This is a genomic window from Dyadobacter fermentans DSM 18053 (genome assembly GCF_000023125.1).
Taxonomy (GTDB): Bacteria; Bacteroidota; Bacteroidia; order Cytophagales; family Spirosomataceae; genus Dyadobacter; species Dyadobacter fermentans.
This window is the reverse complement of sequence record NC_013037.1, coordinates 902,578-923,727: the sequence shown is the minus strand read 5'-3', so window position 1 is coordinate 923,727 and position 21,150 is coordinate 902,578. Positions and strand designations below refer to the sequence as shown.

General features: G+C 51.1%; 21 protein-coding genes. 14 read left to right on the top strand and 7 right to left on the bottom strand.

Translation table 11 applies throughout. The annotated features are described in order from the left end of the window. Positions 1 to 61 precede the first annotated feature (61 nt). From DFER_RS03880 to DFER_RS03855, 6 genes are all read left to right on the top strand, one after another. Positions 62 to 559 carry a Panacea domain-containing protein gene (locus DFER_RS03880; protein WP_015810302.1) on the top strand — a complete coding sequence of 166 codons (498 nt, stop codon included), beginning with the start codon at positions 62 to 64 and terminating at the stop codon, positions 557 to 559. Then, entirely contained in the window at positions 559 to 1,164 is a 606-nt protein-coding gene (locus DFER_RS03875) for a hypothetical protein (protein WP_015810301.1), read from the top strand. Before DFER_RS03880 ends, DFER_RS03875 begins: the two co-directional genes overlap by 1 nt. A 43-nt stretch (positions 1,165 to 1,207) precedes the next feature. After that, a complete protein-coding gene (locus DFER_RS30995) occupies positions 1,208 to 1,552 on the top strand; it encodes a four-helix bundle copper-binding protein (RefSeq protein ID WP_015810300.1) in 345 nt (114 codons plus the stop codon). A gap of 217 nt (positions 1,553 to 1,769) precedes the next feature. Next, positions 1,770 to 2,144 (top strand): BlaI/MecI/CopY family transcriptional regulator, encoded by a 375-nt coding sequence (locus tag DFER_RS03865; RefSeq protein WP_015810299.1) that lies wholly within the window; start codon positions 1,770 to 1,772, stop codon positions 2,142 to 2,144. Between the two features lie 12 nt (positions 2,145 to 2,156). Further along, positions 2,157 to 3,908 (top strand): M56 family metallopeptidase, encoded by a 1,752-nt coding sequence (locus DFER_RS29055; RefSeq protein ID WP_015810298.1) that lies wholly within the window; start codon positions 2,157 to 2,159, stop codon positions 3,906 to 3,908. 128 nt (positions 3,909 to 4,036) lie between these two features. Beyond that, complete coding sequence (locus tag DFER_RS03855; protein ID WP_229206169.1) at positions 4,037 to 4,486, top strand: OmpH family outer membrane protein; 450 nt, start codon at positions 4,037 to 4,039, stop codon at positions 4,484 to 4,486. 33 nt (positions 4,487 to 4,519) lie between these two features. Here DFER_RS03855 and DFER_RS03850 read toward each other — a convergent pair whose 3' ends face one another. From DFER_RS03850 to DFER_RS03835, 4 genes are all read right to left on the bottom strand, one after another. Continuing rightward, on the bottom strand, positions 4,520 to 5,143 hold the full coding sequence (locus DFER_RS03850; protein ID WP_015810296.1) for a hypothetical protein: 624 nt from the start codon (positions 5,141 to 5,143) through the stop codon (positions 4,520 to 4,522). Positions 5,144 to 5,153: 10 nt separating this feature from the next. After that, the gene (locus DFER_RS03845; RefSeq protein ID WP_015810295.1) at positions 5,154 to 5,777 is read right to left on the bottom strand and encodes a hypothetical protein; all 624 of its coding nucleotides are present in this window, start codon (positions 5,775 to 5,777) and stop codon (positions 5,154 to 5,156) included. Between the two features lie 69 nt (positions 5,778 to 5,846). Continuing rightward, on the bottom strand, positions 5,847 to 6,443 hold the full coding sequence (locus tag DFER_RS03840) for a Crp/Fnr family transcriptional regulator (RefSeq protein ID WP_015810294.1): 597 nt from the start codon (positions 6,441 to 6,443) through the stop codon (positions 5,847 to 5,849). Positions 6,444 to 6,503: 60 nt separating this feature from the next. Then, positions 6,504 to 7,091, bottom strand: a complete 588-nt coding sequence (locus DFER_RS03835) for an RNA polymerase sigma-70 factor (RefSeq protein ID WP_015810293.1) — start codon at positions 7,089 to 7,091, stop codon at positions 6,504 to 6,506. Positions 7,092 to 7,264: 173 nt separating this feature from the next. On the opposite strand from DFER_RS03835, the gene DFER_RS03830 reads away from it, so the two are divergent. The 3 genes from DFER_RS03830 to DFER_RS03820 all read left to right on the top strand — a co-directional run bounded on the left by DFER_RS03830 (position 7,265) and on the right by DFER_RS03820 (position 13,349). Further along, a complete protein-coding gene (locus DFER_RS03830) occupies positions 7,265 to 8,215 on the top strand; it encodes a FecR family protein (RefSeq protein ID WP_015810292.1) in 951 nt (316 codons plus the stop codon). Between the two features lie 85 nt (positions 8,216 to 8,300). Next, entirely contained in the window at positions 8,301 to 11,846 is a 3,546-nt protein-coding gene (locus DFER_RS03825) for a SusC/RagA family TonB-linked outer membrane protein (RefSeq protein WP_015810291.1), read from the top strand. 51 nt (positions 11,847 to 11,897) lie between these two features. Next, positions 11,898 to 13,349 (top strand): RagB/SusD family nutrient uptake outer membrane protein, encoded by a 1,452-nt coding sequence (locus DFER_RS03820; protein ID WP_015810290.1) that lies wholly within the window; start codon positions 11,898 to 11,900, stop codon positions 13,347 to 13,349. Positions 13,350 to 13,498: 149 nt separating this feature from the next. On the opposite strand, the gene DFER_RS03815 is transcribed toward DFER_RS03820, so the two are convergent. Beyond that, positions 13,499 to 14,161, bottom strand: a complete 663-nt coding sequence (locus DFER_RS03815) for a Rossmann-fold NAD(P)-binding domain-containing protein (protein WP_015810289.1) — start codon at positions 14,159 to 14,161, stop codon at positions 13,499 to 13,501. Positions 14,162 to 15,509: 1,348 nt separating this feature from the next. Here DFER_RS03815 and DFER_RS03810 point away from each other — a divergent pair. The 5 genes from DFER_RS03810 (at position 15,510) to DFER_RS03790 (ending at position 19,051) form a co-directional block, all read left to right on the top strand. Beyond that, positions 15,510 to 16,388, top strand: a complete 879-nt coding sequence (locus tag DFER_RS03810) for a helix-turn-helix domain-containing protein (RefSeq protein ID WP_015810286.1) — start codon at positions 15,510 to 15,512, stop codon at positions 16,386 to 16,388. Positions 16,389 to 16,473: 85 nt separating this feature from the next. After that, positions 16,474 to 16,971 carry a cupin domain-containing protein gene (locus tag DFER_RS03805; RefSeq protein WP_229206168.1) on the top strand — a complete coding sequence of 166 codons (498 nt, stop codon included), beginning with the start codon at positions 16,474 to 16,476 and terminating at the stop codon, positions 16,969 to 16,971. Positions 16,972 to 17,073: 102 nt separating this feature from the next. Next, complete coding sequence (locus DFER_RS03800) at positions 17,074 to 17,379, top strand: MDR/zinc-dependent alcohol dehydrogenase-like family protein (protein ID WP_050774605.1); 306 nt, start codon at positions 17,074 to 17,076, stop codon at positions 17,377 to 17,379. Between the two features lie 19 nt (positions 17,380 to 17,398). Continuing rightward, a complete protein-coding gene (locus DFER_RS03795) occupies positions 17,399 to 17,971 on the top strand; it encodes a DapH/DapD/GlmU-related protein (RefSeq protein ID WP_015810284.1) in 573 nt (190 codons plus the stop codon). A gap of 15 nt (positions 17,972 to 17,986) precedes the next feature. After that, positions 17,987 to 19,051, top strand: coding sequence for an NAD(P)-dependent alcohol dehydrogenase (locus DFER_RS03790; RefSeq protein WP_015810283.1), 1,065 nt, complete (start codon positions 17,987 to 17,989; stop codon positions 19,049 to 19,051). A 144-nt stretch (positions 19,052 to 19,195) separates the two neighbouring features. Here the strand turns inward: DFER_RS03790 and DFER_RS03785 are convergent, their stop codons facing one another. Together DFER_RS03785 and DFER_RS03780 are read right to left on the bottom strand one after the other, a co-directional pair. Beyond that, entirely contained in the window at positions 19,196 to 19,933 is a 738-nt protein-coding gene (locus tag DFER_RS03785; RefSeq protein ID WP_015810282.1) for a LytR/AlgR family response regulator transcription factor, read from the bottom strand. Beyond that, positions 19,930 to 20,961: a sensor histidine kinase gene (locus DFER_RS03780; protein WP_015810281.1), complete on the bottom strand. Its 1,032-nt coding sequence runs from the start codon at positions 20,959 to 20,961 to the stop codon at positions 19,930 to 19,932. The genes DFER_RS03785 and DFER_RS03780 overlap by 4 nt, the downstream gene beginning before the upstream one ends. Between the last annotated feature and the right edge of the window lie 189 nt (positions 20,962 to 21,150).

Genomic DNA, 21,150 nt, shown 5'->3' with positions numbered 1-21,150 from the left:
ACCTACGACCCCGACCATGGACGTTCGAAGTCATCGTTTGGGTACCTGAAATAGTGCAGCTATGATCGAAGTTGATAAAACGCTTGGTACGGTTGATTCGGCTCTTTTGTCCGAATATATTTTGCAAAACTTCGGAGATATGTCTCATTTGAAGTTGCAAAAGCTTCTTTACTATGCTCAGGCTTATCACCTCGCTTATTTCGAAAATCCATTAACCGAGGATGATTTTGAGGCGTGGGTGCATGGACCAGTGTCCAGGAAAGTCTTTGATCTGCTGAAAGATAAATCACTATTGTATGTTGACTTGAAATATGTTCCCGAGGAGGGTACTCAATCTCCTGCGGGATATTTGCAGCCGAGCTTGACAAAAGAGCAGATTGACTGGGTAAATTATGTTCTTGGAGAATTTAGCGGCTTATCGGGCCCGGAACTGGAAGCGCTGACGCATTCAGAGGCACCATGGATCGACGCCAGGAAGGGTTTCGAACCTGCCGATCGCTGCAACAATATTATTCCTAAGCCAGCAATGGCCGAATTTTATCGGCAGCAGCTTTACTAATGGGACAACCTAAAATTAAAAGGCAAAAAATCCAAAGTCCCATAAAGCAGGTTCTGGCGAAAGCGAAGGAAGCATCGGCGAAGGATTTGGCAGGCGATGATTGTATGCTACTTAGTTTCAAACACCTGGATCGAAATCAGGGAGACAGTTTTGCAGATTGGGATTTAAATGAGATGCTATCTGACGCAATTGAATCTCTTTACGGTTATAGCCACGGGCCGATCAGATCTCAGGCTGTAAATGAAAAATTCACCATATACGGTGGATTTCCTCCAAAAGATAAGACCGAGTATTTCCATCCTTTGCATGTTCCTGAGGATGCCGAATGGGCCAGGATCCATGTGAATGGAAAACAATGCATTATTGGCCATGTCGTTCCGCCGAACACGTTTTATGTTGTGTTTTTGGATGGGAACCATCGGTTTTGGATATCGAGAGGGGCAGATAATTTGCAAATTCTCTGGAACAGCGTAATGTGGGCCTGCGCTCCATGCAGCCTCCCTTCTGCCAGCCTACCCTACCTCATTTCTAATGTGAACGGTATTGGAACTGTTTTTGTAACAGCAACCACTTCTTCATTGACTGGCGGAAGGATCACGATATGAAGCTTGGAATAATCCGATCACTCACCCATTAACCGCAAGTATTATGGCAAATCAACAATTCGAAGAATGTATCGACGCTTGCGCGGCTTGTGCTGTGGCATGCAGCTATTGTGCGACCGAATGCCTGAAAGAAAGTAATCCAGAAAATCTGGTTAAATGTATCCAGCTTGACCTGGAATGCGCTGCCATTTGTCGCAGCGCCGCCGAAGTCATGAGCCTGGGAAGCCGGTTCAGCGCGCACTTCTGCCGCATATGTGCCGACGCTTGCCATGCATGTGCGCAGGAATGTGAGCGCCATGCAGAAATGGGAATGGAGCATTGCCGCCTATGCGCCGAAGCATGCCGGCAATGCGCCCGGGTATGCGAGCAAATGGCAACGTCGGTTTAGAACTGAGCCAGAATATCATACATCACACCTGGCGCTTATGACATTGCGCCAGGTCAAAATATCCACACTTCCAATACACGATCACACCAGAACACCTTAGTCCGCAAGCCGTGGCCAAATCCCCACCTACTAACTTTTTAGTAAAAAATCTAAATACTTAGCTTGTATACTAATTTTTTAGTAGCATATTGCACCATCGTCATATACCTGATCAAATATGGAACCCCGTTCACTCACCCGGGCCGAAGCTGAAATCATGAAGATTCTCTGGCAACTGGGTAAAGCATTCATTAAAGACATCCTCGCGCAAATGGATGACCCGAAACCTGCGTATACGACGGTCGCGACATTCGTGAGAATACTGGAAAAGAAGGGCATCGTGGCCCATAACACCTACGGCAACACCCACGAATTCTACCCGCTCATCAGCGAGCAGGAATACCGCAAATATGAAGTCCAGCAGCTTGTCGAAAATTACTTCGACAATTCCGTGTCCAATCTGGTCTCCTTCTTCATGAAAGACGACAATCTAAAAAAGAGCGATCTGGACGATTTGGCCGCATTTATCGAAAAAAACAGAAGCAAAAGCTAAACATTCCCGAAAATGGAAGCACTTCCCTATCTGCTGAAAGTCAACATCTGCTGGATGGTATTTTATGGGTGCTATTGGCTGCTTTTCCGGAAGCATACCTTCTTTATGCTCAACCGCGCCTATTTGCTTTTTTCATTGATCGTCAGCTTTATCATTCCGGCAGTTGAATTGCAGGAAACGGTCAGCGTTGTTGAAAGTGCGGCAGCGGTGGTAACGGCAAGCGGTCCGGTGATAGCCGCGGACGTAACCCCCGATACCAATTATACGGCATATTTACTGCTCGCCTGCTATTGTGCCGGGGCCGTTTCGATGGCTGTTGCGCTAATTAAAGCGATCGTACAAGTGCATCGGATCGTGCAGAGCGGGATTTCCGTTCCCATGCAGGCTTACCGTTTGGTAATCAGTCAGCGCGAGTACGCCCGGAGCGGATCGTTTTCGTTTTTGAAATGGATGATCATTTCCAATGAGGACTACGAACAAAACTTCGAACCCATTTTCGCCCATGAAATGGTGCATATCCGGCAATGGCATACGCTCGATATCTTGCTGATCGAGGTCTTGAAGGTGCTGTTCTGGTTTAATCCGGCGCTCTGGCTCTATAAGCGCGCGTTGCAGGATACCCATGAGTTCCTGGCCGACGAGCAGGCTGCCGACAGGGATCATTATGCTGCATTTCTGCTTAGCTATGCAAAAAGTGCCATTTCCACTTCGGTTACCAATCAATTCTTCAACGCGTCCCTGCTTAAAAAGCGGATTCACATGATCTACCGGCACAGGACAGCCGCCTGGCTAAGAGGCAAATACCTCCTGCTGCTACCCGTGCTCGCGTTGGCCGTCGTCCTGATGGCTGCCAGAAAGTATGTTTCCGAAGAAAAGAACAGCGGAACGAGAATTGAAAATGCCATCGTTAACGAAAATGGCATTGGCTTAATAGCTGTCAAGGGAATTGTTACCGACGAATCAGGATTGCCCGTGCCGAATGCTGCAATCACCTTCTCCGGCACTTATGAAAGCACGGTAACTACCACCACGGGCAGTTTCGAGATCGACAATATCCCGCGGGGCGCAACCATGACGGTGACTCACGACGATTTCCTGGAATACACGCAAAAAATCCGAAAAACGAACACCAGATACCACATTCGCCTGAAAAGTAATGCCAAGCCGCTTTTGACGAAAGCAGAAAGGCAAGCAGCCAAACGCATGCCTGCCAACAGCGAACCGGCGCGCATTCTGCTGGACCGCTGGCCCGGACTTCCGAACAGGAGCAATTTCGTAGCCACGACGCTAAAATATCCGAAGCAGGCCATCCTCGACGGTGTTGAAGGGCAGGTCTCCGTATCATTCCTCATTGATACCGTTGGAAATGTGAGCGATCCCAGGATCGAAAAAGGTGTGCGGAAAGACCTGGATAATGAAGCCCTGCGAATCGTAAGCCTCATGCCCAAATGGCGCCCGGCCCAGAAAAATTTCAAACCGGTGGCTGTTCGCTACACGATGAATGTCGCATTCAACATCGCAGTCGACACCTTACCGCTTGCTGTAAAGGAAAAAACGCCGGGGTTTTGGGGTAACAGGTCCGTTTATGCCCCGGCGAAAACAGGACCGATCGGTAACCAGCTCGTCAAAGCGGTTTTTGATCCGTCCACCATTAATCTTCATGACAGCACGCCCCCGAAAACATATTTACATCGTTTCGGCTTCGCAGTTGCCCCGCCGCCCGGGAAACACGTCGATATGAAAATTAAACTTCCTAAAAAATGATGCGTAACGTCTTTTTTCTATTGGCATTATCGATGATGGTGTCTGTCAATGCACTATGCCAAAACATCAAATTCGCCACTGTCGACCTTGAATATGTGTACGCGAATTTGCCGTCGTACAAAAAACTGATGGCCGAAATCGATACCGCATCGTCGAGATATCAGGCAGTACAAAAAGAGAAGTTGGCCATTTATCAGCAGAAAATGCAAGCGTATCAGCAACTCGGCAAACAAACGCCTGAACCTGTTTTAAAAGATAAAGCAACCGAACTGGGAGCACTTGAAACTTCCATGCAGGAATTCCAGGCAAATGCAGACCGTGACCTGCGCACAAAATACGCCAGCAAGTTTCCCGAAATCGAAAAGGCGGTGAAAGCCGCCATTGCAGCATGCGCAAAGGAATTTCAGGTGACGTACATTTCCAGAAAATATGCGGATTACAATGCCGGCGAGTCAAAACCCCTGGTGGTATTTTCAGCTGACATGCAAACTGACTTAACAGATCAAATTCTCACGAAGCTGGGAGTTACAACGCATGCTGAAAAAGGCAAAAAGAGGCAGCATGGAATATTGAAGTAAACTCTTTTCGCAGATTCAAAATTGGCACCTAACCTATTTAAGTAAAACATCTGTGATCTTAATACGAAAGAGGCCGTTCCTGAAATGCGCCGTCGTCCGCATTTTGCCTCGCAGCGGTAATAAGTCAAGGATAGTATCCTGGCTGAACGAAATATCGAACCTGCCTTCCACTGTTCCCAGCGCTTTATTGACTTTGGTAATTTTGATCGTTCCGGGAGTTGATCCGGTGTAAATATAGCGATTGAGCATTCCGCCCGAATTTCCAATATAAGCGAAATTCGCATGCTCATTCGGCAGCTCACTTTTCTTATCCAGTTTACTAATCTTATAAGTACCCTTTTTTAATGGGACATTGTAAATCAACAATCCCTGAGTCCTGGTGCATTCAGGATCAACGCATCCATTGTCGGTGTTTGGATTAGGGCCATTTCCCATACCTGGGTAATCAATATCGGTAAACACGACCAGGGTAAACTTTTTTGCGTTCTCAATTTTTTGCCCTTGCTCTATAAGCCTTAATACTTTCCCGGTTCCAAACCAGGCTGTGTCATTTAAAACGGCAGTCACGTTGAATTTGCTGTCTGATGGTAAAGACGGCTGTTTCGCACATCCAATGCAAACTGCAAATAAGACGACACTGAGTATGAAGGCTCTCATCGATACAAGTTTAAAAATTGAACCCAAAATGCAGCCCGGGCTGCCCGAAAAATACCCTTGACCATCTGTCATCCACCTCTTTAAACGAACCGGGCATGGTGGATTGGTAGGGACGATGCGTCATGGCAATGGAAGGTTGAAAAAATAGCCGGTCTTTGAAAAGTTTAATGTGATAACCGATGGAATAAGTATTAAATATCTGAAATCCTTTATCAATTTTCTTACCTTCTTTATTGACAAAACTTTGAAAAGCAGGCATCACGTCAACCTGAGCAAAAAGGCCTTTCCATAAAAATCTTTGGTAATTAAGCGAAACTCCGTGTTCGCGAATATAACCAGGAAATCCTTCACCTTCAGCTTCAAAAGATTTCCCATACGGAATTCCGATAGGCCATCCATATTTCCAGGTTTTGAATTCAAGTGAAACGACATCCCTTCCGGTAATGCGGTAGCCCAAATTCAGATAAATCATTTGGGGCGGGTTATTGTCAGGCACTACATTGGCAATCATAAATAGGGTGCTGCCAATAAAACACTTTCTGTAAGTGCTGTCTTCTTTGGCATATTGGGCTTTCACTTGCAGCGTGCCTGCCATCAGCAAAACCAGGGCGAGCCGTAAAATTCTCTTTTGCATATCTATCCGTTTGTGGTTGAATGATATGCAAAATTAGATTGGCCCCCAGCCAAAAAACGTTCACTTTGGTTAAGAAATGACGCTCAATACTTTGCTTTTCTCCAAAATCCTAGCCCGTAGCCTGCTTAGCGATTGCGGCTTCATCCCGAGGTAACTGGCCAACTGGTGCTGCGGCACGCGCTGAACGAGGTCCGGCCTTTTCTCCAACAGATTCAGATATCGCTGCTCGGGAGAAGATGTTTTAAACTCGTCAAAATTGATCTGCTGTTTAGCTAATAATTCTTCTGCCAATATCCTGCAAAGGCTTTCAAACTTCGGAAACTTGCTGAATATTTCTGTTTCCATATCCGGGTTTGAAACGAGTAAAATCGAATCGTTCACGCAAGAAATAAAATATTCGGAAGGAGCTTTATTGATAACGCAATGCGGCGTCAAGGCTTCCATTTCGGTGTAGAATGCTGTCGTTTTTTCTTCACCGTCTACGATATAGTAGGTTCGGATACAGCCTTTCAGAACAAAATAGCCATCGTTAGACTTCTCCCCTTCTCTAAGCAGAATTGTTCCCTTTTTTACTGAGCGAAATATAGCCAGCGAAACGACTGCCTTTTTTTCATCTTCTGTCAGCGAAATGTATTTTGATATAAAATCGAATAGTAAATCGTGCATCGCTTTAATGTTCTTACTGTGGTCTTTGAGACTTGCTATTCATCAAAAGAGCTGCATTTGCTACCCCAGCATTTGACAAAGAGAAATAAACAAAACAAAATCTTTCAGCCGAAGCCGCAGTATGCGCAATGCGCGGGTCAGGTGATATTCTACGGCTTTGGAAGAAACATTCAAGCGGCCCGCAATTTCTTTGGGTGACAAATATTCCTGCCGGCTCATTTTAAAAACCGCCTGCGCCGGTTGCGGCAGCTGATCCACGGCCTGGGCCAGCCTGACTTGCAGTTCCTGAAAATCGAGCGTTTCCTCGGTCATATAACTCGCCTCCGAGCCCTGGCTGAGCATTTCCTCGTGCACGCGCTGCCGCACCTGCTGCTTGTCGATATGATCGTAAATGAGGTGGCGGATCGCCTTGTACAGGTAAGCTTGCAGCGATGTGTGGATATTCAGCTGGTCCCGTTTCAGCCAGAGTTTGGTAAAAAGCTCCTGGACCATTTCTTCGGCCACCATCCGCTCGCGAAGGTGATTGTAGGCGACCGCGTACAGGGGCGACCAGAACTTTTCATAGATCTTCCTGAACGCCGCCTCGTTCCCGGATTTCAGGCCGGCAAGTAACTCGTCGTGGTCTGGCGGTGAAGCGGAAAACTGCATGAACGGTGGAGACAGATCTCTATAAAAAAGTCTAACAATATTAAGTATTATCCTAGTGATGCCACCATATACGCGTTGGATTTAATTTTTTTAGAACGAATCAAAGATTTTTCTTGACGATGGTTTAGGGAGTAGTTGCGGTGGCCCGTCATACAATAAACCAACTCAATCACATGCACCAGAAGCAACTGCAGTACCTGATCCGCCGCTACCGCGAGGGCACCGCCACCCGCGAGGAACGCGAACTCCTGGAAATGCATTGGAAGCAAATGCTCGGCACCGATGCCGACGATGGTCTATCCGAATCGCAGCGGTCGGAACAAGGGCAAGATCTCTTTCAGCACATCATTCATACGGTTCAGCAGCACGAACCGGGCTCGTTCCACCCGGTAAGGTCGTTTGGCCGGAACCGCTGGGTAGTAATGGCCGCCAGTCTGGTGGGTATTCTATTGATAGTCGGCGCCGCGCGGCTGTGGTTGTTCCGTCCGGGACCGCTGGAATACCGGACTGCCTACGGCGAGCGAAAGCATATCGTGCTGCCCGAGGGTTCCGTAGTCTGGCTCAATGGCCACTCCACCTTACGCTACGCCCCCGATTCGCTGGGCAACCGCCAGGTGTGGCTCGATGGAGAAGCCCAGTTTTCGGTGCGGCACACGGCCAATCACAACAAGTTCGTGGTGCATATGGCTAACGAGCTGAACGTGGAAGTGCTCGGTACGGTATTCAATGTCGTAAACCGGCATGGCGACGTGAATGTCGTGCTCCGCTCGGGCGCGGTACGCGTAGTGGATCAATCGCGCCAAACGCCGGACATTGTCCTGAAACCCAATGAGATGATCAGCCGGAGCCGTGTGAAGCCGGTGTTGGCCAAGGCCGCCGTACAAGCGAAGCCCCGGCTCGGCTGGAAAGATGGCGCGATGTACCTGGAAAACAAACAGTTAGGAGAAATATTCGACTGGATCAGCGACACGTACGGCATTACCGTGCAATGCACGCCGGCATTCCGGAATGAAACCTTCGCCGGCACCATCCCTACCGACTCCATTGATTCTTATTTCCAGATGATTGAAAAACTCTATCAGGTAAAAGCCCGGAAAGACGGCCAAACCTATGTGATAGAATAAAAATATCCACCTGCGCTTCTGTCCCCGCCAAGGTAAAAAGCAACAGGTGGCATTAACTATTTGAAACCCTAAAATTAGTATTCCAATGAAGAAAAACTTACTGTTTTGTAGTGGCTGGCTAATTTTTAGTGCCGGGGTGCTCACGCATTCCTACGCACGCGCCCAGTTAGTCGCTCATGCGCACAAGTATGCTCAGGAAGCACCCGCTCAGCCCGGCAAGCCTGCCCGGATAGCCTTGCCGCAGTTTTTCAAAAGCTTATCAAGCCGCTATGGCGTAGCCTTTAATTACAATTACAGGCTGATGAGCCAGAAAACGGTAGACGCATCCATCCTGGAACGTAAAACCGAAAAGCTGGAAACGATCTTAACGGAAGCCCTCGCGCCGCTCGACCTGATTTTTGAGCAGTTCGAAAACAAGTCATACATGATTTACAGCCGCCCGGCCCCGGCCACCCCGGCAATGCCCGAGCGGGGCCAGCCGTCGCCGGCAGGCCTGAGCGAACAATCGGCCGCGAACAGGGCCGACCGCACGGTGCGCGGCGTGGTAAAGGATGAAAAGGGCGAAGGACTTCCCGGTGTAAGCGTGGTCGTGAAGGGCACCCAGCGCGGGACCAGCACCAATATCGACGGAACTTACGAACTGGCGGTTCCTGACGGCCCGGCGACGCTTATTTTCAGCTTTGTCGGTTACGTACCCCAGGAGAAGAGCATCGAAAATGAAAGCGTGGTCGAGATCACATTGCAAACGGATACCAAGGCATTGGAAGAAGTGGTGGTAGTGGGTTATGGTACGCAGAAACGTGCCGATGTAACGGCCGCTATCTCGTCGGTACCGATGAGCGAACTCCGCGATATGCCGGTATCGAACGTGGCAACCGCATTGCAGGGAAAGATACCGGGCGTGGTGGTGCAGCAAAACAGCGGCTCGCCCGGCGCGACGCCCGCGATCAAGGTACGCGGATTCGGGTCTATCAGCGCGGGTAACTCACCGCTGATCGTGATCGACGGTAACATTGTGAATGCCAGCATTTTCGCCAACCTCAGCCCGAACGACATTGAAAGTATGGACGTGCTGAAAGACGCGTCGTCGACGGCCATTTACGGTTCCAAAGGCTCGAACGGTGTGATCCTCGTCACCACCAAGCAAGGCAAAAGCGGCAAGCCCAGCGTCAACCTCGATATGTTTACCGGTTTCCAGCAGGTTAGTAAAAAGCTCGACCTGATCAACTCGCAGCAGTTCGCCGAGTTCGGAAAAGATGCCTCCAACAATGCATACCTCGACAATGTGCCCGGTGCCAACATCAGCGACCCGAACAGCGCGCGTCCGACGGACTACCTGCGCTACCGCTACCCGCGGGGCGAAGTGTTCGACTGGTTCAACTTCGACGATCCTGCCAAGGTAGCGGCGCTTCCTTATACCGATTATCAGGACGAAATATTCCGCACGGGCAAAATGAGCAGCTACCAGCTTTCGGCCTCCGGCGGCAGCGACAAAGCCCGGTACAGCATCAGCGGCGGCTACCTTACGCAGGATGGTGTGATCCGGCGGTCGGCAATGGACCGGTACACCATGCGTGCCAACGTGGAAGTGAATGTGCTGCCGACATTGAAAATAGGTTTGAATATCAACCCTACTTACCGCGTCCAGCAGGAAGTGCGCGACGCGGGCCACTGGGCCGACAATGCGGTGATCAACTCGGCGCTGTCGGTAATGCCGATGATCCCGATTTATGCTGCGGATGGTTCGTACACGTCACAAACCGCATTTGCAGCGCCTTACAACTACCCCGGCATCACCAACCCCGTAGCCAACATTACCGAGTACAACAGCCAGTACATTACGACCAATCTTCTTGGAAATACTTACGCGGAACTCAAACTTTTCAAGGATTTCACCTACCGCGTAACCGGGAACGTCAATTTCACTGGCAACCGCCGCAATGCCTACCGCACGTCGCGAATGCCTCTGAACCAGATTTTGCCGCCGTCCGTCTCGACAGGTACTGCATTCTCCGACCAGGGCCTGAGCTGGTTGTTTAACCAAACCCTCAATTACAGCAAGTCACTCCGCGATGTGCATAATTTCGACGTACTGATCGGTATGGAATCGACCAGGTTCCAGTTCCAGGAAAGCCAGGGAACGGGTAGCTCCTTCCCGAACGACGTGGTCGAAACCTTGAACGGAAGCGCGAGCGGAAGCACCACCACGGCGGTTTCCCAGCGACTTGAAAATGCCTCTGCGTCCTATTTTGCCAGGGCTAACTATAATTACAAAGGGAAATACCTCGTGAATGTGTCCGTGCGCCGCGATGGTTCTTCCATTTTCGGGTCGGAAAACCGGTGGGGGACATTCCCGGCGGGATCGCTCGGATGGCGGATCAGTGAAGAGAATTTTGTTAAAAGCATTTCGGCCATTTCGGAGGCGAAACTGCGTGTGAGCTATGGTTTGGCAGGAAATAATGCATTTACAAACAACTATCCCTATGTAGCCACGCTGCGGTCCGACAATTACAGCTTCAACAATAACCTGGTGAACGGATTGGCGCCATCGTCGCTGGCCAACCCGCAGCTGGGCTGGGAACGCAGCCAGCAGCTAGACGCCGGTATCGACGTGGGATTGTTCGGCAACCGTGTATTCCTGATCGTGGATTATTACCGGCGCATCACCAAAGACCTGCTGCTATCCGTGAACGTGCCTACGCTAACCGGCTTTGGTACAGCGGTAAAGAATATTGGTAAAATGGAAAACAAAGGCTGGGAATTCGCATTGAACACCCGCAACCTGACCAAAGCGTTCGTCTGGAATACCAGCCTGAACCTTTCGTTGAACCGCAATAAAGTACTGGCACTCGGGCCCACAGGCGACCCGATCCGCAGCGCGAGCGGCGTGGGCGAAACCAACATTACCCAAATCGGATCGCCGATCGGAAGCTTCTTCGGGTTTAAACAAATCGGGGTATTCAAAGACCAGGCCGACGTGGATAGCCACCCGCACGACCCGACAACACGGCCGGGAGATGTGAAATACGAGGACATCAACCGCGACGGCAAGATCGACGCCAACGACCGGACGATCATCGGCAACAACCAGCCCGACTTCATTTACGGCATGACCAACACCTTCACCTACAAGGGTTTTGACCTAAACATAGCGATCCAGGGCTCGCAAGGCGGTGAAATCCTGAACCTGAGCCGCCGCTTTTTTGAAAACCTGGAAGGAAACGCCAACCAGCTGAGCACGGTACTGAACAGATGGCGGTCGCCCGAAAATCCCGGCGACGGCGTAACGCCCCGCGCCAATGCACGGACAACCGGTAACAACAATGCGATTTCGACGCGCTGGGTGGAAGATGGTTCCTACCTGCGCATCCAGAACGTAAGCCTTGGTTACCAGTTGCCCGCCGCGTTGATCAGCAAAGCCAGGTTGCAGCAGGTGCGCATTTATGCTTCGGCACAAAACCTTTTCACATTTACCAAATACCTCAATTACAATCCCGAGGTAAGTAACTATGAATCGGCCGCCATTGCCACCACCGGCACACCGCTTCCGGGACCATTGGCCGCCGGGGTGGATTATGGTTCGTATCCCTTGGCTAGAACTTTCACGCTGGGTATCAACATTGGATTCTGATCGGCATTTAATAGTCCGAGCGATCGGCATTTTTTCAAAACATTGAACACAATGAAAATAGCAAGATCATACATTTTCCTCGCCGCCACGGTGCTGCTCGGCTCGTGCAGCGACGAGTTCCTGGATCTCAGGCCCATTTCGACGCCGACGAGCGATAATTTTTACCGAACCGCCGACGACTTCAAAAACGCGGTCAATGGCGGATATGCGGCTTTGCAAGCGGGAGGATTGGCTGGAAACAGCTACGTTTTCGGCGAAATCACTTCGGATAATACCGTGGCGGTTGCTTCCGGCTCGGTGACCGACCAGGACGAATTCGACCGTTTTTACATTCGTACTACCAACCCGTTCATTTCCAATCGCTGGAACGAAGGCTATAATGCGATCGCCCGCTACAACACCATTCTCGAACGCATCGGCGGTGTGACGATGGACGAAACGTTGAAAAACAGGTACATGGCCGAGACGAAGTTTTTGCGTGCGGTGGTGTATTTTACATTGGTACAAACTTTCGGCGATGTTCCGCTGGTACTGAAACCGGTTGCTAACCCCGACGAAGGTTACACCTTTGGCCGTGCCCCGAAAGCCGACGTTTACGCGCAGATAGAGAAAGACCTGACCGAAGCGGAAGCCGTGCTGCCGGTCTCCTACCCCGCTGCCGACAATGGCCGGGCCACCAAGGGCGCCGCACGTGCATATCTGGGCAAAGTGTATCTGACACAGAAAAAATATGCACCCGCAGCCGCCAAACTGAAAGAGGTGATCGACCAGGGCACTTACGCATTGCTGCCTTCCTACGCGGATGTTTTCAGGGTGTCGAACAAAAACAACAAGGAGTCCGTGTTCGATGTGCAGTACAAATCGGGTGGCGCGGGCGAAGGAAACTCGTGGCCGAACTCCTTTGCGCCTCAGAATTCGGGTAATGCGGTGATCGCATTTGGCGGCGATGGCAATAACCAGCCGACGCTGGACATTGTCAACGCTTACGAAACCGGCGACCTCCGCAAGGACGTTTCTGTGGCAACATCTTATGTCAATGCAGCCGGCCAGACCATTCCCGACCGGTTTATCAAAAAATACCACGACGTGCCCGTTGCCAAAAACGACAATGGCAACAACATCCCGCTGATCCGCTACGCCGATGTATTATTAATGTATGCCGAAGCAGTGAACGAAACCGCTTACCAGGCCAGCGGCGAAGCATTTACCTATCTGAACCTGGTACGCACCCGCGCCGGGCTACCGAACAAAACCGCCGCCAACACGGCCACCCAGCAGGCATTCCGATTGGCCATCGAGCAGGAAAGACGTGTGGAACTGGCATTCGAAGGCCACCGCTGGTTCGACCTGGTCCGCACCGGCCGCGCGATCCCGGTGCTGAATAGTAAAAAGGATCAGATCCGGCTCGTGAACGAGCTGACCGAGAATAACCTCGTTTTTCCGATCCCGCAAAGCCAGATCGATATCAACCGCGATAAGATTACGCAAAATCCCGGTTATTAATGCTTTATCAACTGCACGACTCACTATCAGAATCAGTTAATAAGCAATCTCAGGATTAAACAAACAAGCCCCGGAATCAGTAATCCGGGGCTTGTTTGTTTTGATATTCAAAAATCGTGATTCCGGCCCTGCTTTCAGTGTTATATGACCTAAATGGGATCCTGTTTGGATAAAATGGCGATATCCTTCACCTGAATGACGTTTTCAGGGTAGCCGTTCCGGGCAGCATTGATCATAGCGTGCGCCACCTGCCTCATCGTGCTGACGGTCCGCGGAAGCAGCACTTTGAGTAAGGGGATAAGCCAGGAGAAATATTTGTAATAACGCAGCACCTTTTTCTGTCCCGCAGCAGGCTCCACCACACCGATCCGAAAGCCAAATGCCTGCTTAAAAGGCATTTTCATCAGATCGTTTTCCGTTTTCCCCTTCACCCGCGCCCAATGCATACGGCCCTTCTCGCTGCTATCGGTGCCGCCGCCGCTCACATACACAAACGACATTTGCGGAGAAGGGCCGGTAGCGCGTGCAAACGCGATCGTCGTGTCATACGTGAGCCGCTCGTACTGCTCCTCACTCATGCCGACGCTGCTCACGCCCGCGCAAAAGAAGCACGCGTCATAGCCCGTCAGTTTGGGATCATCGGGTTGCAAGGTTAAAAAGTCGGGAACGATATATTCAGTCAGCTTGGGATGCTCCACGCCGCACGGTTTGCGACTGACGCTCAAAACCTGGGTGATCTGCGGATGTTGAAGGCATTCAATCAAAACGCCCTCGCCAATCATACCCGTCGTGCCTGTGATGATAATTTTCATGATGGAATTTATAGAAAAATATATACCAATTGCAATGCATTGGTCTTTGCAAGGCATCTTGTTTATAGAAATTACATACCTGTGCCAATGCATCGGCCCGGCCGGGCATCCTATTTATAGAAATTACATACCGGTGCCAATACATCGGCCCCAGCGGGGCATCCTGTTCATAGAAATTATAGGCCTGTGTCAATGCAACGGCCCCAGCGGGGCATCCTGTTTATAGAAATTGCACGCCTGCGCTCCGATGCACCGGCCCCAGCGGGGCCTCCTGTTTATAAAAATTACACACCTGTGCCAATGCATCGGCCCCAGCGGGGCATCCTGTTTATAGAAATTGCACGCCTGCGCTCCGATGCACCGGCCCCAGCGGGGCCTCCTGTTTATAAAAATTACACACCTGTGCCAATGCATTGGCCCCAGAGGGGCATCCTGTTTATAAAATTATAAACCTGCGCCAATGCACCGGCCCCAGCGGGGCATCCTGCTTATAGGCATTATACACCTGTGCCAATCCATTCGCCCCAGAGGGGCATCCTGTTTATAGAATTATAGACCTGCGCCAATGCACCGGACTAAGCGGGGCATCCTGTTTATAGAATTATAAACCTGCGCCAATGCACCGGCCCCAACGGGGCATCCTGTTTATAGAAATTGCACGCTTGCGCTTCAATGCATCGGCCCCAGCGGGGCATCCTGTTTATAGAATTATAAACCTGCGCCAATGCACCGGCCCCAGCGGGGCATCCTGTTTGTAGAAATTGCACGCTTGCGCTTCAATGCATCGGCCCCAGCGGGGCCTCCTGTTTAGAAATACGTACCGGGGCCGATGCATCGGCCCCAGCGAGGCCCTCTTGATTGTCCACAACTAGGACTCCGTCAGAGCCGGATAACATGCGTAATTCATTTTTGCTAGAAATAGGAGGCTCCGACGGAGCCGGATAGCATGCGCAGTTCAGCTTTCGCTAGAAACAGGAGGCCCCGCTGGGGCCGGAGACATGCGTAACTGATTTTTAGCCAGAAACAGGAGGCCCCGTTGGGGCCGGAAACATGCGTAACTGGCTTGCAGCTAGAAACAGGAGGCCCCGACGCGACCGGAAACATGCGTAACTGGTTTTCGGCTAGAAGCAGGAGGCTCCGCCGGAGCCAGGAAACCAGCATAAAAACGTTTTGCTAGAAGCAGATGGCTCTGCCGAAGCCCGACAACGCACATAATAAAGGTTCTGTTAGAAACAGAATGCTCCTTCTGACCGAGCAACCAACATAAACGCCCTGACGTCACCCAAAATCCCAATGCAATTTTCATAACCCCAGCATCAAAAACTCGTGCAATTCTTAATTTTGCAAAATGGAAAATATAAAGCAGCGACCGGTATCCGAATTCAATAACGAGTTAAAACTAAAGGGATTCAACGTATTCCAGATCGAGCAGGATGGCGCGGCAACGCGCGTGTATAGCCGCAAGGATTTCTACAAGATCTGCCTCACGACCGGTAAGAGCAAAATCCATTATTCCGACCGCAGCTTCGAAACCGAAGGTACGGTGCTGTTTTTCGGCAATCCGCATATCCCCTACTCCTGGGAAACGCTTTCTACCAGCTATGTGGGTTACACCTGCCTGTTTTCCGAAGCATTCCTGAATGCGGCGGAACGGACCGAGAGTTTGCAGCATTCGCCGCTGTTCAGGATCGGGGGCACGCCCATTCTGAACATTTCGGAGCAACAGCGGGAGTTTCTTAATACATTGTTTCAAAGGATGATAGAGGAGCAAAAGGCCGACTATTCGTTTAAAGACGACTTGATGCGCAACTACATTAACCTGATCATCCACGAAGCTTTGAAGTTGCAGCCCTCCGAGAATTATAACCAGCAGAAGAATGCCGCCGGGCGCATTACCTCCGTTTTTCTGGAACTGCTCGAAAGGCAATTTCCCATCGAGAGTGCCGAAAGGCCGTTGCAGTTAAAGACGGCACAAGACTATGCGGCGAGCCTGAATATGCACGTCAATTACCTCAACCGGGCCGTCAAACAGGTGACGGGCAAGCCCACTACTACCCACATTACCGAGCGGATCATCACCGAGGCGAAGGCGCTTTTGCAGCACACCGACTGGAACATTTCCGAGATCGCCTACGCCCTGGGTTTTGAATACCCTACCTATTTCAACAATTTTTTCAAACGGATCACCGGCACCAACCCGCGCGCGTTGCGGATCGAAGCGGTTTGAAATTCTTAATGATCGGTTTGATTGTCTTTAACTCCAAGGTATCCTAACCCGGTAATTTTGTCGTAGATCATCAGTATGAAAATCTATGACAAAAATAACTCATCTCCATTCCAGGGCATTCAGGGCAATGCTGGTGGCCTTACTGGCAACAGCGGCAGTCCCGAGCACCGCACAACAGGCGCGCGACGCGAGCAAGGGCATCTTCCCCAAAGGCGAGCAAGGTCCGGCGCAAAACTTCACAGGTAAAGCCTGGAACTACGGCCTGGTCCCCGCCGACAGCACGTTCACGACACTCGTAGGCAATGTCTACTTCGAACCCGGCGCACGCACGAACTGGCACACGCATCCGGCGGGGCAAATCCTGATCATTACCGATGGCGGGGGCTATCACCAGATTGAAGGCGGTCCCAAGGAGTCGCTCAAAAAAGGAGATGTGGTCAAATGCGCTCCCGGTGTGCTGCACTGGCACGGTGCGAGCCCGGGCGCCAGCATGCAGCAGCTCTACATTGTGCCCAATACCGAAAAGGGCATTGTGCAATGGAAGCAGCCGGTAACTGACAAAGAATACAACAATCAGCCATAAAACATACATGGAAAAGCATCCTGAGAAACAACATTCCAGGACGACCTGGCGAAGCTGAAACCCTACAAAGGCAAGCTCGATTACCTAATCGCGACAATTCCGGTGCAGTACGATGTGGCAGCCTACGCCTCGACTGTAAAAGTGAACGGCTTTTACACCCAGGTGGGAATGCCGGTGGGATTTAACCTCACATTGAGCAATATCGGCCTGGCCAACACGCGGGTTAATTTCAATGCGTCGCTGATCGGCGGCATTCCCGAAACGCAGGAAGTGGTCACCTACTGCGCGGATCACAAAATTTTTCCGCAAATTGAGGTCATCAAAGCCGCCGAAGTGAACGATGCGTGGGCAAAAGTGCTCGACAAAAAAGCGCGGTACAGATTTGTGATCGACGCCGCTACTATTTAACACCGCACCCTTTTTACGAATGCAAAACAACCAAGACATCTTCGACCGCATGCGCGCCGGAGAAACAATCAGAAAGGAGGATGCCGGATATGACGACTTCGGCAACGCCGTGGCTCGTACGATCCGGCTATGCACACAAATGAATGCAAATGCGACCGGCACCGATCAAGTACGCGAACGCCTCAGCGAGATCATCGGCAGCGAGATCGACACATCGACCACCATATTTCCCCCATTTTACATCAATCTGGGCCATTTTACGAAGCTGGGCAAAAATGTTTTCATCAACCACGCCTGCTCGTTTCTGGATATTGGCGGCATTACCATCGAAGACGATGTGCTGATCGGCCCGCGGGTGAATATCACTTCCGAGAGTCACCCGCTCGACCCGGCCGACCGTTTTGCATTGGTCCTGAAACCTGTGCATATCAAACGGAATGCATGGATCGGCGCCGGGGCGACCATTTTGCCGGGTGTTACGGTAGGCGAAAATGCCGTCGTCGCAGCCGGTGCCGTAGTGAGTCGCGATGTTGCGCCCAACACGGTCGTTGCAGGCGTACCTGCGAAAGTTGTAAAGGAAAAATTGATTTGATAATCCCAAAATAACATGGTAGAAACAACAGAAATCAAAGCATTTGGAACCGAGGCGGCGGATGCTCCGCTGGACCAGCTCAATATCGCCCGCAGAAAACCGACCGCGCACGACGTGGAGATCGATATCCTGTATTGCGGCGTTTGCCATTCCGACCTGCATACGGCGCGGAACGAGTGGCATGGCACTGTTTTCCCGTGCGTTCCCGGCCACGAAATCGTAGGCAAGGTGGTGAGCGTAGGTGCCCACGTGCAGAAATTCAAGGTCGGCGATACCGTCGGTATCGGCTGCATCGTAGACTCTTGCCGCGAATGCCAGTATTGCCAGGAAGGATTGGAGCAATACTGCGAGCCCGGGATGACCGGCACCTACGACTCGCCGGACAAATACCTGGGCACGCAAACCTACGGTGGCTATTCGGAGCGCATTGTGGTGGATGAAAACTACGTCCTGCGCATTCCCGACAACCTCGATCTCGCGGCCACCGCGCCGCTGCTTTGCGCAGGCATTACCACCTACTCTCCGCTCCGGCACTGGAATGTAGGCCCTGGCAAAAAAGTAGGTATAGTCGGCATCGGCGGCCTGGGCCACATGGGCATCAAAATTGCCAAAGCCATGGGTGCACACGTGGTGGCATTTACTACTTCCGAATCCAAATTCGCCGAAGCCCAGCGCCTCGGTGCAGATGAAGTAGTGCTTTCCAAAGACGCCGATCAAATGGCCGCCTACCGCGGCAAGCTGCACTTTATACTCGACGCCGTATCAGCCGAACACGACATCAATGCATACCTCCGCCTTCTGCGCGTGGATGGCTCGCTGGCCCTCGTGGGAGCGCCCGAGCACCCGCTGCCCGTGGCGGCATTCAGCGTGATCATGGGACGCAAAAGCTTTGCCGGCTCCATGATCGGCGGAATCGCCGAAACGCAGGAAATGCTGGACTTCTGCGGCCAGCATAACATTGTCGCAGACATTGAAATGATCGATATCCGGCAGATCAATGAAGCCTATGAGCGATTACTGAAAGGGGATGTCAAATACCGTTTTGTGATTGACCTTGCTTCGTTGAAAGGCTCTCATTGATTTGAGTTGGGGTTCGTTAAACAGACAGGATCGCCCTGGTCCGCATCGCTAACAAATGTTTAACGAACCCCACTTTCTCAAAAGCCCTGATAGCCGCAGTTTTCTCTTTATATTAGGTAAGTCAATATTACGTCCGGCCGTACCTTAGGACAGCCGGCTTTGCTGCACCAGCTGCATAAATGCATCGCGGTAACCTTTACTCAGCGGAACTTCCCTGCCGCCTACATGAATGGTTCCGCCCTGAATGGCGTCGATTTTAGAGAAATTCACGATGAACGACCGGTGAACGCGCACGAAGCCGGGCTTGGGCAGCATTTGTTCCAGTTTACCCATTTGCCCCAAAGTCATGATTTTCTGCCCTCCGCTGTAAATAAGGATATATTCACCGTAAGCCTCGATCACATCCATGTCGCGGTGGGCAATTTTGTGGATTTTATAATCGGATTTGACAAAAATGTAATCGTGGGGAACATCGTGCGGCGGCCGCGCTTCCTCGTACCGGGGCAATGCCTTTTTGCCCAGCAATCCGATATATTCCACCGCACGGCTGGCGGCCTGAAAAAACCGTTCGAACGAAATCGGTTTCAGCAGGTAATCGAGCACGAACAGTTCGTAGCCCTGCAAGGCATATTCGGCGTAGGCTGTCGTCAGAATCGTCACCGGCTTGTTCGGCAACGACCGTAGCAGCGAAATGCCGGTCACATCGGGCATCTGAATGTCCAGCAACAGCAGATCGATCCGCTGTTTTTGCAAATAACCCTGCGCCTCCATAGCAGATGCGCACGTACCGACCAAATTTAACTCCGGCATTTTCCCCACATAATCGGTCAGCAGCCGCCTGGCTAGCAGCTCGTCATCCACGATAAGACAGTTGATGGTCATAAACGAAACAGGGTTAGGCGCACCAGAAACCGGTCGTCCGGTTCGGATAGCAGCAATTCATGGTTTCCCGGATAAATCAGTTCCAGTCGCTTGCGCACATTACTGAGCCCGATTCCCCTGCTGGTATTCTCCTCATTGATCCGTTCCTTTTTAGTATTCGCACATTCAAAGTGCATTGTGCCAGCCGCGTCCACATTAATTGAAATAGCGATGTAACCGTCGGGATTAGTGTCCAGATCGGCGTACTTGAAGCTGTTTTCTACAAATACCAAAAGCAGCAGCGGCGCAATGAGCTGATCGGGCTGCACGCCGGTTACTTTAAATTGGATCTGCTTTTGATAAATATCGGATTTCAACTGCTGCATGGCGATGATATTCTGCAAAAAAGCGACCTCTCTTCCGAGCTTCACGCGGTCGGCCTGGCATTCGTACAAAGTATACCGGAGCAATTCCGAAAGCTTCATGATCATCGGCGCTGCATTGTCGTCTTTGAGGTAGGCCAGTGTGTACACATTATTGAGGGTGTTAAACAAAAAATGCGGATTAACCTGGTTTTTAAGCACTTGCAGTTCCATTTCCAGTTGTTTCCGTAACAATTCCGATTGCCGGTGCAGGGTCGTAAAGCGGTCGACCGCAAATTTGTACGCCGTGCTCGTCATATGGATCACAAATAGCAAAAAGTACATTCTTCCAAACTGAAATGCCCTCGGGTAGCGGACTTCCCGCTTAACGGTCAGAAACTGCACGCCAGGTTCCGTCAGCCTCATATAAACCACCGTAACCAGCAGCAGCAACACCACAACCAGCAGCCCGTAAGCCAGGTATTTGCCTTTTTCCAAGAACCGGGGCACCAAAAACCGGATAGTGGCGAATGCGACCAAGCCCTGCGCAGCCACATTGGCCGATGCCACCCAAACCGCTTTTTCGAGTGGCTGGAAATTCGATAGCAGCACCAGCCATACGAGCCAGTAACAAACCCAGAACAGGTATGGATTCGCCAGCAGGCGGGCAGGTTGCTTCTCTTTCATGGGATTTCCGGTGTTTGATCATGCAATGGTAGCGCAAAAGTGCAATACCTGAAAAACTGACCGCCGAATGGCCGCAATCCTCCGACGAACGTATGCTTTCCCGGCATGAACGGATTTTCAGCGCAAGTCCACCCGCCCGCAGGCGCATCGCGCCATTTCATTGATAATCCCCGGTCGTTCATTGAAAAA

What these genes read in the sequence shown, in the direction of transcription:
- DFER_RS03880 (WP_015810302.1), top strand. Translation starts at nt 62, where the DNA reads ATGATCGAAGTTGATAAAACGCTTGGTACGGTTGATTCGGCTCTTTTG.
- DFER_RS03875 (WP_015810301.1), top strand. Translation starts at nt 559, where the DNA reads ATGGGACAACCTAAAATTAAAAGGCAAAAAATCCAAAGTCCCATAAAG.
- DFER_RS30995 (WP_015810300.1), top strand. Translation starts at nt 1,208, where the DNA reads ATGGCAAATCAACAATTCGAAGAATGTATCGACGCTTGCGCGGCTTGT.
- DFER_RS03865 (WP_015810299.1), top strand. Translation starts at nt 1,770, where the DNA reads ATGGAACCCCGTTCACTCACCCGGGCCGAAGCTGAAATCATGAAGATT.
- DFER_RS29055 (WP_015810298.1), top strand. Translation starts at nt 2,157, where the DNA reads ATGGAAGCACTTCCCTATCTGCTGAAAGTCAACATCTGCTGGATGGTA.
- DFER_RS03855 (WP_229206169.1), top strand. Translation starts at nt 4,037, where the DNA reads ATGGCCGAAATCGATACCGCATCGTCGAGATATCAGGCAGTACAAAAA.
- DFER_RS03850 (WP_015810296.1), bottom strand. Translation starts at nt 5,143, where the DNA reads ATGAGAGCCTTCATACTCAGTGTCGTCTTATTTGCAGTTTGCATTGGA.
- DFER_RS03845 (WP_015810295.1), bottom strand. Translation starts at nt 5,777, where the DNA reads ATGCAAAAGAGAATTTTACGGCTCGCCCTGGTTTTGCTGATGGCAGGC.
- DFER_RS03840 (WP_015810294.1), bottom strand. Translation starts at nt 6,443, where the DNA reads ATGCACGATTTACTATTCGATTTTATATCAAAATACATTTCGCTGACA.
- DFER_RS03835 (WP_015810293.1), bottom strand. Translation starts at nt 7,091, where the DNA reads ATGCAGTTTTCCGCTTCACCGCCAGACCACGACGAGTTACTTGCCGGC.
- DFER_RS03830 (WP_015810292.1), top strand. Translation starts at nt 7,265, where the DNA reads ATGCACCAGAAGCAACTGCAGTACCTGATCCGCCGCTACCGCGAGGGC.
- DFER_RS03825 (WP_015810291.1), top strand. Translation starts at nt 8,301, where the DNA reads ATGAAGAAAAACTTACTGTTTTGTAGTGGCTGGCTAATTTTTAGTGCC.
- DFER_RS03820 (WP_015810290.1), top strand. Translation starts at nt 11,898, where the DNA reads ATGAAAATAGCAAGATCATACATTTTCCTCGCCGCCACGGTGCTGCTC.
- DFER_RS03815 (WP_015810289.1), bottom strand. Translation starts at nt 14,161, where the DNA reads ATGAAAATTATCATCACAGGCACGACGGGTATGATTGGCGAGGGCGTT.
- DFER_RS03810 (WP_015810286.1), top strand. Translation starts at nt 15,510, where the DNA reads ATGGAAAATATAAAGCAGCGACCGGTATCCGAATTCAATAACGAGTTA.
- DFER_RS03805 (WP_229206168.1), top strand. Translation starts at nt 16,474, where the DNA reads ATGACAAAAATAACTCATCTCCATTCCAGGGCATTCAGGGCAATGCTG.
- DFER_RS03795 (WP_015810284.1), top strand. Translation starts at nt 17,399, where the DNA reads ATGCAAAACAACCAAGACATCTTCGACCGCATGCGCGCCGGAGAAACA.
- DFER_RS03790 (WP_015810283.1), top strand. Translation starts at nt 17,987, where the DNA reads ATGGTAGAAACAACAGAAATCAAAGCATTTGGAACCGAGGCGGCGGAT.
- DFER_RS03785 (WP_015810282.1), bottom strand. Translation starts at nt 19,933, where the DNA reads ATGACCATCAACTGTCTTATCGTGGATGACGAGCTGCTAGCCAGGCGG.
- DFER_RS03780 (WP_015810281.1), bottom strand. Translation starts at nt 20,961, where the DNA reads ATGAAAGAGAAGCAACCTGCCCGCCTGCTGGCGAATCCATACCTGTTC.